12 protein-coding genes are annotated in these 18277 nt (G+C 43.0%); 3 read left to right on the plus strand and 9 right to left on the minus strand.

Annotated features, from left to right (window positions below; genetic code table 11):
- Positions 1-156: 156 nt before the first annotated feature.
- The 7 genes from HG263_RS15265 to fabR form a co-directional block, all read right to left on the minus strand.
- Positions 157-1209 carry a hypothetical protein gene (locus HG263_RS15265; RefSeq protein WP_171626944.1) on the minus strand — a complete coding sequence of 351 codons (1053 nt, stop codon included), beginning with the start codon at positions 1207-1209 and terminating at the stop codon, positions 157-159.
- A gap of 65 nt (positions 1210-1274) precedes the next feature.
- Entirely contained in the window at positions 1275-2756 is a 1482-nt protein-coding gene (locus HG263_RS15270; RefSeq protein ID WP_171626945.1) for an internalin, read from the minus strand.
- A 10-nt stretch (positions 2757-2766) separates the two neighbouring features.
- Positions 2767-3612, minus strand: coding sequence for a GEVED domain-containing protein (locus tag HG263_RS15275; protein ID WP_171626946.1), 846 nt, complete (start codon positions 3610-3612; stop codon positions 2767-2769).
- Between the two features lie 10 nt (positions 3613-3622).
- Positions 3623-4858 (minus strand): hypothetical protein, encoded by a 1236-nt coding sequence (locus tag HG263_RS15280; protein ID WP_171626947.1) that lies wholly within the window; start codon positions 4856-4858, stop codon positions 3623-3625.
- Between the two features lie 38 nt (positions 4859-4896).
- Positions 4897-6879: a Hint domain-containing protein gene (locus HG263_RS15285; RefSeq protein WP_171626948.1), complete on the minus strand. Its 1983-nt coding sequence runs from the start codon at positions 6877-6879 to the stop codon at positions 4897-4899.
- A 107-nt stretch (positions 6880-6986) separates the two neighbouring features.
- Positions 6987-10262, minus strand: a complete 3276-nt coding sequence (locus tag HG263_RS15290) for a M4 family metallopeptidase (RefSeq protein ID WP_171626949.1) — start codon at positions 10260-10262, stop codon at positions 6987-6989.
- A 377-nt stretch (positions 10263-10639) separates the two neighbouring features.
- A complete protein-coding gene (gene fabR / locus HG263_RS15295) occupies positions 10640-11242 on the minus strand; it encodes an HTH-type transcriptional repressor FabR (protein WP_171626950.1) in 603 nt (200 codons plus the stop codon).
- Between the two features lie 108 nt (positions 11243-11350).
- Between fabR and HG263_RS15300 the strand changes: the two genes are divergently transcribed.
- On the plus strand, positions 11351-12496 hold the full coding sequence (locus HG263_RS15300; protein WP_171626951.1) for an acyl-CoA desaturase: 1146 nt from the start codon (positions 11351-11353) through the stop codon (positions 12494-12496).
- A 36-nt stretch (positions 12497-12532) separates the two neighbouring features.
- The gene (gene sthA / locus HG263_RS15305) at positions 12533-13978 is read left to right on the plus strand and encodes a Si-specific NAD(P)(+) transhydrogenase (protein ID WP_343043999.1); all 1446 of its coding nucleotides are present in this window, start codon (positions 12533-12535) and stop codon (positions 13976-13978) included.
- Positions 13979-14025: 47 nt separating this feature from the next.
- Here sthA and HG263_RS15310 read toward each other — a convergent pair whose 3' ends face one another.
- Entirely contained in the window at positions 14026-15273 is a 1248-nt protein-coding gene (locus HG263_RS15310) for a hypothetical protein (protein WP_246239980.1), read from the minus strand.
- Complete coding sequence (locus tag HG263_RS15315; RefSeq protein WP_171626952.1) at positions 15251-15889, minus strand: methylamine utilization protein; 639 nt, start codon at positions 15887-15889, stop codon at positions 15251-15253. The genes HG263_RS15310 and HG263_RS15315 overlap by 23 nt, the downstream gene beginning before the upstream one ends.
- Positions 15890-16077: 188 nt before the next feature.
- Between HG263_RS15315 and HG263_RS15320 the strand changes: the two genes are divergently transcribed.
- Positions 16078-18120 (plus strand): glycoside hydrolase family 97 protein, encoded by a 2043-nt coding sequence (locus HG263_RS15320; protein ID WP_171626953.1) that lies wholly within the window; start codon positions 16078-16080, stop codon positions 18118-18120.
- The last annotated feature ends 157 nt before the right edge of the window (positions 18121-18277 follow it).

Here is an 18277-nt window from a genome sequence, read left to right on the forward strand (position 1 = left end):
AGAAAAACAAACCCACAAAAAACAAATTTAAGGGAAAATATATACCACCCAAACCTTATCAATGGATGAAAATATAACAGCTCGATAGTTACGTGCTTAGAATTACTTTTTAAAACAAAAATTCAATTTCGTGCTTTTCTGGCTACTTTTCATACATCACTGACATTGCCCTAACCAAGGCTGTACAAGGCAGGTACTGCGCAATACTTGCAATTGGCTTAGTTGTTGCTGCGACATATCATACTCCGCTTGAGCACTAGCTTGTTCTTGCTCGGTTGCAACAGCTAAGAATGCTTCAGCTCGTCGATGACGCCGAACAGCTTCGCCATAACGTTTTTCTATATCGCGCCATATGGGTTCATATTGCTCTGTACTCACCACTGATACATCATTGCTTACGTCAAAGTGACCTGATTCCTCATATGTTTTAGTGATAATACTACGTGGCAATTTTGGCAAAGCCCCCAAGTCATCACTCAATTGCCCTCCAAAGGTATAATCAGCTAGAGCCTGCAAAGTATTTAAACAGGGTGATATGTTGCTGCCTCGGCAGTGTTTAGGGTTAGAGTTCATTATTTGTTGCAGCCTAGGAGGCAAAGAGCCACTAGAGTTAGCATCTATGGTCAGCACTGCATTTTGCGCAAACTTTTCAATCTCTTTAACTTTGGTTTTGGTCTTTTTGAAAAACAGCAATCTAATTTTTATTTTCGTTACAAACTTTTTGTAATCGGCTTCAGAGCGAAAATGCAAGCGTGTATTGATAAACAGATCTCGTCCGTAATTAACTTGATAAATGAATTGATCACCGCAGTACTCAGCGTCTTTAAGCACCTGACGGCTTTCTATCGTACTGTGCCCTTGTGACAACTTTAAATGTAGTTGCGACGTTAAGGTTAAATTATCAGTTGCGTTGGTGTGAGTAATGGAGGTTGATACGCTGCCGGCTACAATAAATAAATTCACTCCTCCATGCACTTCGCCAAAAGTGCGACGCCTTATTTGGGTTTCGTTTAAGCGCTGTAAATAATCCAGTTGCCCTGCACTTTGTTGGTGATGCTCAACAGTCCCTGTTAAACACGTCTCAGATGCCCGGTGTAGCTCGGTATCAAACGCCTTGCCTAAGTCTTGCTCGCTAAATTGCTCACTATAATACTGCTTTGCCGAGATATTAAACGCCAATAACAGCATGAACCCTGCTATTAATTTCATGATAGCTCCTTTAGCAGAAGGCCAAGATGCACTAGGGGATGCACCTTGGCCAGCTCTGGGGGTGTTTAAAGCGTGTTAAACGCGTTACCGTAGCTGCCTAAAGCACCTTCACATAAGCGCCAGTTCAAAATACCAATGGCAGGTGCATTGATGTTGATGAAAGTAGGTGCCCAACGCATATTACGATATTTCACACTATCATCTTCACTCACCACTCCTGCGCGCACAGCCTCTTGGCGTGCCAATTCACACTGCTTCCAATCTAAACGATCTGATTGTGGCAGCTGCAACTGAGTCACATCATAGCTAGCTGGGCATACTTTGCCGCGACGTGCACAATCGTCTTTCATTTTTTGTACTTCGTCTTCACACGCTGTACCAAATGGGTTGTCACGACAAAACTGTGCTGCATTGAATAAAAACCAAGCATTGTCATAGGCGAGGTTTTGAATCGTCTCTACAGCACTGCGCTGTGCCTCCGGTAGGTAAGCGTAATAGCTAGTCAGCAATTTAGAAGCGCGCTGCTCGTCAAGTACCGCTTGCTTAAAGTCATCCTCTAATTCGCTGATCAACCACTTGGTCGCATTACGAATGGTTTGATAATCAGCCACTAAGGGACGTAATGCCAAAGATGCACTGTCATAACGCGTGGTGTAATAACGCACTACGTTATAATCACTGAGTGAATTTAACTGCGAACCAAAGCCCGTTTTAGCGTATTGCACCGCTTCGTAAAACATGTCAAAGCACGGTTTGGGATTGTCCAATGAACAGGTAATAATGTTATTTGGAATAATGCTTAATAACTGCTTAGGGTCGCCACCATTTTGAATAGCACGCACGGTAATTTTCACCGATGACTTAGTATCATCTTGCAGGTATTTCAGTTGTCCACCCACATTGAATACCCCACCGTATAAGTCCACATCGAGATAGCCACCGATTTCTGACTTATCTTTATTGCTGCCGTAATCTATCTTCAGGTTCACCATGATATTGGCACCATATTCGATTGCCGACACAAACTCATCACCAGCAAGCTGCTGCAACTTAGCCTGATGTTTATTCGCTATTTCTTCACCGGCTTGTGACAAGGTATAACCAATGTTACTGTCTTGCGGTAAGAACAAACGTTTTTTAGGCGTGCTTCGAGCGCTAAACGTGTATGAGCTTGAATACGTACTTGAAGCCATTTCTTTAGCAAGAGACGCCCCTGCTGATACACGCACCACAGGGAAGTTAACATCTAAGTCAACGCTACCATTGAGTGTACTGAGCAAATCATCGTAGCTCATATCAATGCCTGTTTTAAACGTCACTTCACTGTTGCCGTATGTCTCATCAATCCGACCTGCTACAGGTTGCACATTCAAAAAGCGTTTTGTTTGGCTGTCGTAGGCCGTACCTATGGCAATATGGTCATTGATTAAGCCAGAAATAGACGAACCTGAATTAATCGTTTCTTTTGCTATTGCATCGTTGTGCTTCGCCATTGCAGAGCTTGTGCATAGCCCCACCAATAGCATTGTTGAATAAATTGGTTTCATTGTTTTGTCCTTAACGAATTGTCACCAGGTAGTCTTCCACCTCACCATACTGAACGCGCTTGCATGCGTTATCAGAGCCGCCACCAGCATCGCTGGCTATACGCATCAAGGTGACACCATCTGGCACCTCTGCAGGTACTTCAAAAGTAAATTGGAAAGGTGCATCCGACGCTGATTTATGAACCATCTCTGAATCACTCATCACCCCGTCCTGATCCCAATCAATCCATACTCGCATTGCGACATACGATGGGTACTGGGGCTCTTTATTACCGGGGGTTACGGACATTTTTACCGCTCTACCAGCGGGTAAACTGATCACTTTACCGGTAATTGCACTGTAGCTGTGGCTTTGAGATTCGTGACTAAACTCTTCCACCGTCACTTTTTCAATCCATTCCCACTCATTATCGTAGCTTTGGTTCTCACAATATTGATTTTTCAATAATGTAGTTTGCAAAGCCACTGGCACATATTCAGGCGGCATGGTGCTACACGCATCATTCACACTGTTACCCGCACGCCATTGATACGGATTACTAAAATCGCTATTTGCAAAGGTGAGATAATTGACCCGGCCTTGCGCTACTTTATCTGCTGATAGCCAAAGGGTTCTTAGCTGCTTAAGCTTTTCTTCCTTGCTAATAATTTGCGTGGTGTCGTGAGATCTTTCCCAAATCTCGACGAGCAATCCGTCGTAACACTTTTCCAGCCACGCAAAGCGCCCTTGTGCTTGCTCAACAGTTAAGAACTCTCCAACTTCATTATAATTGGCTTGTTGTTCAAGCTCTGTTGCCGCTTGCACTTGTGTTGCTGCACACATCACCGATGTGGCAATAAATAGTGGTTTCATCATGGTCGTTTCCTTACTTCAAAACATCGCTGTAGCTACTGTAGTCGGTGTAATAAACTAAATTCGCCGCTTCATATTCAGTGCAATAATTCCCTTCTGGGTTTTGCTCGCAGTAATCAACCATATCGGCAAATAAATTAGCATTATTGCGACTCGCTGATTCAATATTACTAAGTTGATTTAATTGCTCGTTGCTAAATTGCGATGCATAGTAACGCTGTAGGTTTTTAGCACGACGATAGGTCAAACGCTCAGCAATCCAACGAGCTGTGAGTTCTTTTACAACTAACTTAGTTAAGTAATTTGCACCTTCATATCCTTGTGCAGGTACTAGCGCTTGCAAAGCGGGACCTGAGTCTTGATATTCGGCGATGTAGGCTTCGGTTACATTGTAGTCATCGAGTGAATCAAATTGATTAATGTAATCATTTTTCAAATAGTTAATCGCTGACTCAAAAAGTTCAAAGCAAGGCTCTGGATTGAGTAACGTACAACGCATAATGCCGTTAGGTATAATGTTTAATAAGCGGTTTGGATCGCCACCACTTTGATAACCACTGATGGTGATCTTTACCGATTGACGTTTAGTATCATCAAGCTTTTGCAGCTGACCGTCCACTTTGACTTTGCCAATCCAGTCAACACTCAAATAGCCGCCAATTGAGCGCTTGTCTTCTTCATTGCGATAATCAATTTTCATATTGATAACCACGTTAGAACCATAAGCAAAGCCATGTACAAAGCCATCACCTAAGTTGTTTTCGCGATTACCAGGCTGCGCTTGAGCCAAATCAAGTGCCGCCTGGGTCGGTTCATAACCCACCATACCACTTGGCATCAACATACGAGATTTTGGTTTCATCGACGAATAAACGGTATAAGTTCCTGTGTATTTGTCAGCGCTGATATCTTTGGCATAGTTTGCCCCGGCATCGACTCTTACAGCAGGAAATTTAAAGCCAGCATCCACCTTACCGTCAATCAGCTTAAGCGCTTGCTCATAACCTAAATCAACACCAACGCGAAAATCGATTTTGCTGTTGCCCAAATGCTCTGCTTGTACACCTTTTACCGACTGCAAGCCAAGGTAGTTTTCGCCTTTGCTGTGGTAAGCCGTCCCCAATGGCACGGCATCAATGCTGCTGGGCTTAATTAAATTTTGCTTAGCATCATCAGATTCACCCATAGCAAAAGCTGACGTTGAGCATAGCGCTGCGACTAACACGTTTAGTTTTATAAATTTATTCATAATTCACTCCGTGAGATGGCCCTTTCAGGCCATTCCTGTTACTTAATGCTATAAAGGTAATCTTTGTGCCAAGGCTCTGGTAAGCGATTCAAAACATCCTGTTCTGTCTCAACTTTATCCTTAAACTCATTGTTACTTTGCATCGCCAGATCCCCGACTTGAACACCGTTAGCAAACATACTGAAGGTTTCGCCTTCTAAGTAGTTAGGATCGTCTTTGCTACGCGACAAACGCAAGTTGTAAACCTTGTCTTTAAATTTCACTTCTTTGATTTTGCTTACAAACTCAACACCATCTTGGGTATGAATGCGATCGCCTAATTGTACTTCGTTAGCCCAAATAGACTCGCCCGATTGCATGATTACAGGGTGAGATTCAGTCAACAGTAACTTTTTGCCTGATTTGGTTTTAATTTCAATCATTGGAATTGCTTCAACTCCAACTGAAATATCTTTGATCTCAAGCGCTAAACGGCTAGCAGAATTATATTGGCTAGCACCCAGTACTTGGTCACCAACTGAAAGCTTTTCAATTGGCATCTGAGAACCATCGGGCAAGGTAATTAAACTTCCTTCAGCAAGGCAGCTATACACAATTTGCATTTGTGGGTAGTCGATATCTTCCCATGAACCAAGACCTGCAGAGCCAATAACGACGGTTTCAGCACGCGGTGTTTGACCCGGGCGCGGTTCATTATCAACAGCTATATTCATGATCCAGTTTGCATCTTGGTAGCGACCATACAAGGTTGCATCACCAAACACACCTTGGTTACGGGTGATATTCCAAGATAATTTGGTCTTAGTACGGCGGCCAAATGGGATGTATTCCACTTGAATATTATCAGCGAAGAAGTTTTGAATATCGTTATATTGATCACCTGAAATCGAAGTGGCGCCACCACCTTCTTTGGTTTGAATAAAGATATTAGAACCAAAGTCGATCACGTCAGGCTTTTGTACCTGAGGGCCACTTTTAAGAGTCGTACTGCCATCGCCATTATCGACTACATCAATGACAGTCCAATCAGGTCGATAGATACGCGTCACTTTACCCATCATGATGTATTCACCCACAAATGGGATCTTTAACTTTAACTGGTCATTAGGGGTATTTGCTGGGTAGATATTCTCGTAGTCACAATCGCCATAGTTACGGTTTAAACAAACGATAATTTTATTGTCTAACTGCCCTGCTTCTTTAGAGCGCAGATCTTTAGGATGAGATAGCGTTGAACCAAAGTCAGTGGTTAATGTACCAACATTGTGTACTGATGAAATTGGCGTGCCGCTTTGTGCTTCTGGGGTTATTAGGCCTAATTCACCTAATAAAGTATCTTTAGAGTATTCAACTTTAGAATTTCTATCCTCTACCACTTCGTTGCCATTTGCATCGGTATATACCACCGTCACCCAAGCATCTGCGTATATTTGCTCAGCGTTTTGCAACTTAGCCAAAGCATCACTTAAGCGTGCTGATGAGTAAATTGACTTACGCTTTTTCTCTTCTTCGCCATCGCCGAAAAACTCTGCATAGCGTGGTAGAGTGATCGATTGACCTTTTTCGTTCACTAGCGTGATGTCAATAAACGTATAGTTGGTAGGCTTCTTCTCGCTATTGAGTGCAGATACCACGAGATATTCTTCGTTGGTACCAGGTAAAGTAGCAATTTCAATACCCATGTGCTTGAAAAATGAACATAAACTTGAATTATGTGCATTACAATCATTTGCCGTACTGACATTAGACATGGCTAAGCTCGGTGCAGCTAAGCTACGCGTATACTGTTTATCAATCACGTTAAACAAGTGAGGTCTATTTTGCTTGTTTAGCCCATATTTGTTTAAACGCTGCTTTAACGCTTGTATGTTTTGCTTGCTTGTTAAATCAGACTTTACAAATCCTTGCTTAATTTCAAGTACAGGTGAACTGGCATTGGCCTTCACAACATCACTTTGTGCTTGCGCGATTGACGTAGCCGCACCTAATGCAAGCGCGACAGATAAACTGAGTAATTTCATCTTGATTCCCTATGTTATATTTTACCTTTATTGGTGTTTTTTGAGCACGAGCTCAGGAACCTTGTATCAATTGATACAAGGACCCTTACTACAAAAAGATGTGTTGTTTACCAGCCAGTGACTGAGAACTTGATGTCGGAAACTTCACCGTAATGGAAGTTATTACAACCGTCTTGCCCTTTACTTGCTTGAGGTTGCTCTTCTAGGCGCGCACGGATCACATAGTCCTTCTCTTCCCACCAGCGCACATAAGGTAAGAACAATGACTGACTGGCTTTGATACGACAGCGACCATTGCTGCATTCCTTGAGATAGTTACTATTGATGTCGCTAAAGTTTTCTTCACCGAATTCAAACTTCTTATCTCCATCTTTATCCAGCCAAACGGTGAAGCGCAGTTCATTTTCTCGATTGTTCAAAAGGCGTTCAGCTGTAAATTCACTGATCTCGTTACTGACAATATCTACGGTGAGCTCTTGTGAGCGAGTAAAGCTAAAGTTAGGCTTATGTAGCACATAACCGCTACTATTGGTCCCTTGCGCGCCCGTAACCGATAAGCGGTCATTAATCGATGTCCACATCATGATTTGGTCGATATAAAAGGCACTTGCGTTATTTGAGTCACTGATCCCAACCACACACTGCTGAGGTGCTGATAATGAGATATCTTTACTAAACGTGTCTGATTCACCGCTGCCATCTTGGTAACTGACCGACAAGGTAATCGTGTAATTGCCTGCCACTTTAGGGTAATCAATAATGCCAGGGTTTTGCGCAGAGCTAGTGCGGCCATCAAACCCAAATTGCCATTGATACTTAGGCTGACGTAATACATTAGCCTGTGAAGTGTTGGTAAATTCAACGCGATTATCCGCTAGAATTTGATAGTCAAATCCAGCCTTAATTGGAAGTTCAGGAACATCTATGTCCGCTTTTAAATCAACCACCTGAGCAAGCTTTGTATGTCCACAAGTATCGTAGAAGTTATATTCACTACCGATAGCCATACGCAACATCGTCGTGCCAGCAAAGAGCGTTTCGGGCAATGTAAAATTCACTACACCACTGCCAATTAATTGGTTGTTTAAGATCATTTCATCGGCTGAAAACAAGCCATTGCGATTACTGTCAACCAACAGTGTTAAACGCTTGTCACTTAGCGATGATGGCAAGGTTAAGGTATGTTCGTTGTGCCGATTAAATGACACCGCACTGGCTAACAAACTTTGATAACGTGTACTACTCAATGTAAGCGCAGCGCCGTTAACACTCACATCCGTGGTGTGTACTTGACCTTGGTTAAAGTAAGGCTCACAAGAGGCGCCAACAGCTCGACTATAAAAATGGCGGTAGCCCACTTTTTGTTGCCCATCTTTGAGCGTCACCATCAGCTTAAAGCGCACTAAATCATCCACATTAACTTGGCGTGAGCGTTCGAGGTAATCATAAATATTGCTTGAGTCCCCCTCTTGCCAAGTTTCCTCTGTGCCATCTCCCCAATCAACATCAAGCCTTGCGATATCGTGTACAGGTACACTTGTCACACGATAATTCACCGTGTCGTAATTAATACTGCTGGTAAAATCCAGTGTTGAAATGTCTGAGCTACGTGCAACAATCCCTACAGAATGTAAAGTTTCATCAATGTCAGCTTTTAACTCAGTTTCGCTGCCTAAATACGTGAAATTGCCCGCTTGAGAGAGTATGCACTGCCCCGCATCGGCAATGCTGGCGTCAGGGAAAAAACACTCTATGTTGGCGCGTAAAAACAGTTTAAAGGCATCTTCTATAGACCAATGGTGGGTTTTTACGAGCTCATAAAATGCCTTTCTTAATACGCCACCAGTATGATAGGTGGATAATCCTGTTTGATAGTCTTTAAAATGATCAATACTGCGACCATCCCATGATGGCATCTCAAAGAATCTGGCCCCTTTGTCTTCGTACATAACATCCCAACCGTACCACCATTTACGGTTTTTCTGATGATTTTGGGCACTGTCGCTAATTTGCTGTAAATAGGCTGCTGATTGACTATAGGCACCAGACACGTTCGCCTGTAAGTAATCCAATACTGCTACGCTTGCAATATCAGAAAATGCTTCGTTGATCGCACCATCTTGATCCGCGGCACCTAACTGGCTGTTCCAAAATGTGACCGCATGGCTTGCCTCATGTGCCACAACATCTAAAGTGGTATGAAAATAATGAGTACCGCCGTAGTTTCCTGTACCGTAATTTACGTGAGAGTCATCCCAATTAGCTTGCGTATTACCATACGTGTTATTACCCACATTTTGTTTAAGCTGCTTTAGGCAAAATCCATTCGGCTCACAATCTGTGCTTTGTTGTGGATACATTTGCTTGAGCAAAGTATGGTAATACTGCATCACAACACCCGCATTAAAATGCGCTTCATTCACCGCTAAATAGCTGTAATAGTCATAATACTGATCATCAATACGCTGCTTATCAAAGTGTTCGTTAGTACTGCCGCATTGGTAGCTCGCTGCTACCGACTTATCGCCCATATAATCAATGGTTTTAACATACGGATTTTCTAGTGTGCAGGTATCATTAAGCTTAGTGACAATAAACGGATACCCCGAAAACGCCTGAAATATTGCTCCATCTTGAACTTGGAACAACAGCTCTTGCCCTGTTGGATCGCTTGCGTCAAATCGATAGTTTAAACAGTTATTCATGCTCTGTGGCTGAGGTGAGTAGCAAATTGCACCAAGTTTTTCATTCCCACCAATGCCACCACCTGCAACCAAGTTATCGTTTAATGCATCCAAGTCTTGCTTGCGACTGATAACTTGTAATGTTCTAGCATCAATAACGTAGCGATAAAGCTGCTTATCAACACGACCTTTAAGCACGATAACAGGGTTTAGTTGCTCATTGCTCACCTCATAAGCACGCGTCAGCTCAGCATCCTGTACGATTATATTCAGCTGCTTGGCGATATCAGCTAACAACTGCTCGTCAGACTGTAAAAAGCGCTTAGGGGTTGAATAACCCAACGTCTCTTTTGCTAAAACGGTTTTTCCCAGTCCTTGTTTAACCTGCCCATCTCCATTATTTATCAGCACAAAGCGCGCGCCCAATACTGGCCACTGGCCCAAATAGGTCTGATAATGGCGATATTCTTTTTGCTTTCCTGCTCGCTTGATTAATCGATAGGTGAATACATCCCTATATCCGTCTGTCATATTGTGGATGTTAGATTGCTCAGTATTGTCAAGCTGTTGCTGAGCTATTGATTGCTCCAGAACTTGCCACACGTGCGCCTGATTGAGCAAACTGTGGCTCTGTATAGCTTGAGCATCAGAGGTTATGCCGAATACTCCAATGGCAAAGAAAACCGATAACTTGTTCATTTCAATTCCTTGTTGAATTTAGTCACAACACCTTGTTGATCTAAAGGTGGTTAATTACGATATAGAGTAATGCATCAAAATTAACAATTAAATAACAAAAAAGAATGAATGAAATTCACAAAGAACCTAAGTGATTGACTCAAAAACAAAACACAACGTAAACTTTTTTATAACAAGGTAGAATAGAGCAAAGGAATAATATATTCCTTTGCAAGCTCATTGGTAAATTAGGTACAAATGTAGTAAAAATGGTTGATTCTTAAACTATGAGAGTTAGAAATAACTCGCTGTTAGCCGCCATTTAATCGCTAAATGGCAACACTTGAGTAATCCATTCGATGAAGAAAACAAAACATTGAAAGTAAATTGCAGCCAAATTATGACCCGTAATGATTAGCACCCCGGGCGATATAACGTAACTGCCAAATTAACCTTTCGGTGAGCTCTGTCCTTTGTTGCGCATCTTGATCTAACGCTTCAGCACCCGCATTAAAAACCAGCGTAACCATGGCCTCAGCCTGCATATATGCATGCTGTTTGTCACAAGGCGTTTCGCTTTCAAGATAATGGGCAAGCTCTAAAATAAAATGTTTAATTTCTCTGGCAACTGCGGCTCTAAAAGCTTTTGACGTGCCGGAGCGCTCCCTCAGTAGCAACCGGAATTGGTTGCTTGAAGTATCAATAAACTCCATAAAGGTTTCAACAGAGGTAATGATCACACTGCCACCACTGGCAATTCGCCTACGAGCTTGACGCATAAGCTGACGGAGCGTAAGACCAGCTTCATCCACCATGGTTAGTCCAAGCTCGTTCATGTCTTTAAAATGGCGATAAAATGAAGTAGGTGCGATACCTGCTTCACGCGCGACTTCACGTAGGCTTAGGTTTGAAAAACTGTGTTCTGCACTAAGCTGATTGAATGCAGCTTCAATCAGTGCTTGCCTTGTTTTTTGTTTTTGTTGTGCGCGAACACCCGACATTTTCAGCTCCAATAGCAATTTTTTTAAAACGATCTCAAGTCTAATACTTGACGGCAACAGAATGAAATATTATTTTAGCGTACAAGTGTACGCTGAAATTAACTGATCATGAAAAAACCACCGATTATTTGGACCAATGTTATATTTTTTAGTCTGTCATTCTTGGCTGCTATCACGCTAGTGCCTTGGTATGGCTTTACCTATGGATACAGCACAACTCATTGGGTTGTGTTTGTCTGCTGTATGTTCTACGCAGGCTTATCAATTACCGCCGGATATCATCGACTATGGGCACACAAAGCTTACGATGCACATCCAGCCGTGCAATGGATATTTGCTATCGGTGGCGCTTTTGCCCTGCAAAATAGTGCCCTACACTGGAGTAGTGATCATCGCATTCATCATGGACAAGTTGACGACCCAATTAAAGACCCTTATGCAGCAACGAATGGCTTTTGGTACAGTCATATAGGTTGGATGCTCCGCGACTACCAAGGCGATAGCTATGGTAATTACGCCAATGCACGAGATCTGCAGCGCAATAAGATTGTGATGTTTCAGCACCGTCATTACTTAACACTGGTTTTGCTTACTAATATCGGTATTCCGCTTTTACTAGGCTTGCTGTTTTCTAACACTTGGTTTGAAGTCTTGGGCATGCTGCTTTTGTCAGGCGTACTTAGGCTCGTGCTAAGTCAGCACTTTACCTTCTTTATCAATTCACTGGCGCACATTTGGGGTTCTCGTCCATATACCGAAAAAAATACTGCACGTGACAATGGCTTTTTAGCGCTATTTACCTATGGCGAAGGCTATCATAACTTTCATCATATTTTTGCCAGTGACTATCGCAATGGAATTCGCTGGTATCACTACGATCCAACCAAATGGATTATCCGCACAATGGCGGCTTTAGGGCTTGCATCTAAGCTCAAACGCACTCCGATTGAGCGAATAGAAAAAGCCAAAGCAGAAACTTTACTACTGAAAACAAAAGTACGTCTTGCAAAATTGCCTTTAGCGCAAGATAAGCTTACATTGTTACATCAAGAGTATGAATTGCTTCTGAAAAAACTTCAGACCTTTTGTAGCGTGCAAAAGCAACTAATCGAAGCAAAAAAAGATTCCATGCTAGAGCACTGTGAAAAGTCCGCATTGATGAAACAATATCAAGAATTAGAAGCGGCTTGGCAAACTCAAAAACAAGCATGGTTAGCATTAAATGCGAGGCTGCTAAAACCGTCTTTTAGCTAAAGTATGGCGGCCTCTTAGATAGAATGAGGAGAGGCCGTGGCTAAGCCAAAAAATAAACCAGCAGCGCTAAACGATACAGATTCTGAGGTGTATCAATACGACGCAATCATCATTGGTACAGGCCCCGGAGGTGAAGGGGCCGCGATGAACTTATCTAAAAGTCAGAAGAAAGTCGCCGTCATTGAAAGGCAGCAAGCCGTTGGTGGTGGATGTGTACACTGGGGCACCATTCCATCTAAGGCCTTGCGTCACTCTGTGAGTCGATTAATAGAGTACAAAGCCAACCCTTTATACCGATTTACTGAAAAGCCGCAACGTCATACCTTCCAAGATATTTTGAATCATGCCAGTACAGTGATTTCAAAACAGTCTAATTTACGTAGTAGCTTTTATGAGCGTAATCGCATTCATTTGTATCAAGGTAATGCCAGCTTCGTTGACCAACACACGATTAAAGTAGAACATATTGATGGGTCACAAGAGCTGATCACCGCGCAAACAATCGTGATTGCAACAGGGTCACGTCCTTATCGTCCACCTGAAGTGGACTTTGCTCACCCTCGAATTTACGACAGCGACACAATTCTAAGCTTAAAGCATAACCCGCAACGGGTCTTGATCTACGGCGCGGGTGTAATTGGTTGTGAATATGCCTCTATTTTTAAAGGCTTAGGCGCGAAAGTTGACTTGGTTAATACCCGCGACAGGCTACTGGCGTTTATGGATGCGGAGATCTCTGATGCGCTTAGCTATCACTTTTGGAATAGCGGTATTGTCATTCGTCATAATGAAGATTTTGCGCGCGTTGAAACCCGAGACGATTGCGTGATTTTACATTTAAAATCAGGTAAACGTGTAAAAGCAGACTGTATTTTATTCGCTAACGGACGTACCGGTAACACAGATGATCTTAATTTAGCCGCTATAGGCTTAAAAGCAGATGGTCGTGGGCAGTTAAAAGTAAACGAAAATTATCAAACCGAGGTAAAGAATGTTTACGCGGTGGGTGATGTCATCGGTTACCCAAGTTTGGCCAGCGCCGCCTTTGATCAAGGCCGTATTGCTGCTGATGCGATTGCCCATGGTGAGTGTGCAGATAAATTAATTATTGATATTCCTGCGGGGATTTATACCATCCCAGAAATGAGCTCTGTCGGTAAAACAGAGCAACAACTCACTGCCGCAAAAATTCCATACGAAGTGGGCCGTGCGCAATTTAAACACCTAGCTCGCGCGCAAATCACCGGCACGGAAGTTGGCAGCCTCAAATTGCTGTTTCACGCCGAAACAAAAGAGCTACTTGGCGTACACTGCTTTGGCGAACGTGCCTCTGAAATTGTGCATATAGGCCAAGCCATTATGGAGCAAAAAGGGGCTGGCAATAACGTTGAATACTTCGTCAATACCACCTTTAACTACCCAACTATGGCTGAGGCATACCGAGTCGCAGCATTAAATGGTTTAAACCGGTTGTGTGATTAAGGTCTCTATACACACTAATAAAAAAGCGCCAAATTGGCGCTTTTTTATTAAAATTGATATTGCGCACTCAAGCGCCAAATTTGTTCATCTTGCCCTTTCGCTCTGCCGACTGCTGATCTCGAATCGGCCTCATAATCGATAAGTTGCAGCTCAGCGCCTAATCGCCATTGTTGCGACAGTGACTTTTGTACATTTACCGTCACTCCCTTAGTAAAACTGGCATTTTCATCAAATTGCCAATGGTCTTTATCTATTACTTTGGATTGCTCAGCTCTTAAACTCACTCGGTAATCTGCAAACGTGTGGCTAAACATGACAAACCAACTATAAAAATCATTATCTACACCGCGTGTAGGTCCCATCGCAGTATTACCTACCATCGCCTGTGCGATCAGTTGAGATTGCGCATTAAACTTTGTTCGCCACGCTAGGCTCCAAAACTTTGTATCCCATGCGTATTGCTTAGTTACGTAATTTATCGCACGGGGATCACCGTTGTTATCGTACCAATATAAGCGTAGGGTATGCCGTTTCAAGTAGCTCCAATGAGTACCTAAGTAAAAGCCAAACCGTCCATCTACTTCTGTGAAAGGTTCTACATACTGCCCTTGGCGGCTCAATTGCGCTGTGGACAGAGATTTTAACGGCGCAAACCCTATACGTTCATTAAAAACCGATTGTCTATCATGGGGTACAAACCCCCGCCACGCAATCAATGTTCCTGCCGGATCATTGCCCTTAAATACAGACCCGATCATGCTTATATCATGCTTGGAGCGAAATCGGCGCGCAGCGCGTTTAAGCTCAAACTCTGCACCAAAGGTACGTACTTCCTCCCCCAGCCACGCGTTTAATCCCGAGAAGTGGTAAGTGTAGGGAGATGACCACCCAAGCGCGGGGTTTTCTAAAGACATACGCGGATAAAACCCACCAAAGCGCGCACTAAATTGATAACCTTGTGCTAAAGGTTGATATTGGGCATACGCTTCTGTAAGCCCAATTTTATCATTTGGATCTGGGACATATTGAGCAACTGCGTGTGCCGACCATGCCGAACTAATATCTAATCGCGTACTTAATGCCAATCGACTGATATTGAGGCGCTGGTTATCATCAGAGAACCTCGAAATACCCCAGCCATATTGATGCCAAGCTACTGTATTGCTGGGGTTAGTTAAAGAGATACTTACATTCCCTTTAACCTGAGCTGACATATCTTGTGCCGTAACGTGCTGGCTAATTATTAGCGAACCAACTAATACGCCAAACTGTTTACTCGTAATCATCGGTCTCATCTGTAAGGAACTCCAATTTATCGAGCAGAGGTTGTTTAATTTGATACTGCACCTGTTGTGATACTTCAGTGATAGTGAGTGGCAGGCTTTCAGGCTTATCCAAATTTTCAAATCGCTCATGCCAAATATTCAGTTGCGCATTTCCCAACTGAGAACTTTCAATAGCCAAGGATACTTTACCTTTTGCGTCGCTTAGCCCATAAACACCCGAATTAACAACCAAAATATACCCTAACATCCAATCGTGTATATTACAGCCAAGCTCAACGACACCCGCTTGCGAAAACTGAACAGGCGCGAGCGGTTTGTCTCTATACAGTTTTAGTTCAAATGACTTGGCCTGAGAAAATGAATACACGTGGTGAAGAATGGAATCAAAATTAGGAAACTCAACTTGGCTATTACTCGGCACTATCAAGGTATGTGGGGTAAAGGCTCGGTCTTTTTGCCCCATACTATAAGTTTTTTGCTGTTGTAACTGACTTGCTTGCCAAGATTTTCCCGTCAACCAAACCGCTGTTCCTGCAACTGGCTTGCCTAGCTCATCTGTAATTGTTATTTCAAGCGCATGGCTTGCGCCGCCTAACAACCCTAGTAATAAGAGTAATTTATTCATCCAGCATTCCGTACAAGTTATTAGATAATCAGTATAGAGCACGTATGCTCACAATGATGCCTCCTGTAATAGACCCAAGATACGCCTTTGTGCATTCAAAATGAATACGTATGCAGATATTTCAGTGTTTTAGGCCATGAGCAGTATGCTAGTAAAATACCATTCATGACAACAAATTAGGGAACATCATGCGCTTAATCAGCACTCTAACACTGTGCGGCAGCTTCTTTTGCTCGGCAATTCAAGCGGCTAGCTACTCTGTGAGCTCTCCCGATGGCGGCATCAAGTTCACGGTTGATGATAACCACGCTCAACCTCAATATCAGGTTCAATTTAACAATAAGCCGTTACTTAACGGCTCTAAATTGGGCTTCGAGTTTCAACGTGCCGCCCCGATGAAAGACAACGTCGAAATCTCTAAATCAGCCACCAGCAGTCATCATAGCAGTTGGCAGCAACCATGGGGTGAAGCACGTATCATTGAAGATAAGCACAATGAGTTAGAAGTGCAGCTGCGTGATAAAGGCAGCAAAGAACCAGCCTATACACTGCGTGTTAGGGTGTTTAATGATGGCCTTGGATTTCGCTATGAAGTAAATAAAAACCATGCGCTATACATTACCAAAGAACTCACGGAATTTAATTTTGCAGATAGCCAAAATAGCACCGCATGGTGGATCCCCGCGCGAGGTTGGAATCGTTATGAATACACGTATAACACCACCAGTTTGCACGATGCAGCACATGTACATACGCCCTTCACGCTAAAAAATGCCGACGGTGTGCATATTAGTGTGCATGAGGCCGCATTAGTTGATTATGCTGCAATGACTTTAAATCAACGTCGCCCAGGTACCTTTGTTGCAGATTTAACACCTTGGTCTGACGGCATAAAAGTAAAAACCAATGGGCAATTTAAAACCCCATGGCGCACCTTGCAAATTGGTGATAAAGCCACTGATTTACTTAATTCACATCTGATATTAAACCTTAACGAACCCAATAAATTAACGGATACATCATGGATCGAGCCGGGTAAATATTTAGGTATTTGGTGGGGCATGCATATTGGTAAAAACACATGGGGTAGCGGCGAAAAACATGGTGCTACTACCGAGCTCACTAAAGAGTATTTAAGTTTTGCAGCAGAGCACGGCTTTGATGGCGTATTAGTTGAAGGGTGGAACACTGGCTGGGATGGAGACTGGTTTTACAATGGTGACGTATTTAGCTTTACACAAGCCTACCCTGATTTTGATATTAAAGCGATTAGCGAACATGGTGCGAAGGTCGGCGCACGTCTTATTGGGCATCACGAAACGTCTGGTAATGTGAGTAACTATCGCAATCAAATGGATGATGCTTTTAAGCTTTACCAGCACTCGGGTGTGCGTCAGGTTAAAACAGGTTATGTTGCTGATGGCGGTAATATTAAACGGATAGACGAGCGAGGACTACCGCGCTTCGAATGGCATGATGGTCAATTTATGGTTAACGAGTATCTGGATAACGTTAAACTTGCCGCCCAATATCAAATTAGCATTAATACCCATGAGCCAATCAAAGACACCGGGTTACGTCGTACTTATCCCAACTGGTTAAGTCGTGAGGGCGCCAGAGGCCAAGAGTTTAACGCGTGGGGAACGCCCCCCAACCCACCTGAACATACACCGATGTTAGCATTTACGCGTATGCTCGCGGGGCCGATGGATTTTACACCAGGCATTTTTGACATGAGTTTTAATGGATTAGGTGATAAAACTAACCGTCCACAAACTACGCTAGCAAAACAATTGGCTTTGTATGTCGTGTTATACAGCCCAATTCAAATGGCTGCTGATTTACCAGAAAACTATCTTGCCAAAGCCGATGCATTCCAATTTATCAAAGATGTCCCTACAGACTGGGAACACAGTATCGCGCTCTCAGGTGAAGTTGGTGATTATGTAGTGTTTGCAAGAAAAGAAAGACAAAGAGGCAAGTACTCGGGCAACGATTGGTATTTAGGTGCTATCACTGATGAGCAAACGCGCTCAATCGACGTACCGCTACACTTTTTAGAGGCAGATAAAAAGTTCGAAGCACAAATCTACCAAGACGGAAAAGATGCACAGTGGAAAAACAATCCATATGAGATACACATCAGCAAACGAATTGTTACGGCAAAGGACACATTAACATTAAAACTGGCCACCAGCGGTGGTACTGCTATTCGCTTTAAAGCGCTTTAATACAATCATGATCGATACCTAGAGGTATCGATCTGTCATTTATTACATATCGCTTCTACTCACTCTATTTGTTATAAATACGCTTAATTGGTGAAATTACCTACTCTTTCGCCTTTATCACCAATATACGATCATTAATAAAAATTAACCTATTGAT

Origin of the sequence: Pseudoalteromonas caenipelagi, from assembly GCF_013140855.1 — a bacterium.
In the GTDB taxonomy this organism is placed as follows: domain Bacteria; phylum Pseudomonadota; class Gammaproteobacteria; order Enterobacterales; family Alteromonadaceae; genus Pseudoalteromonas; species Pseudoalteromonas caenipelagi.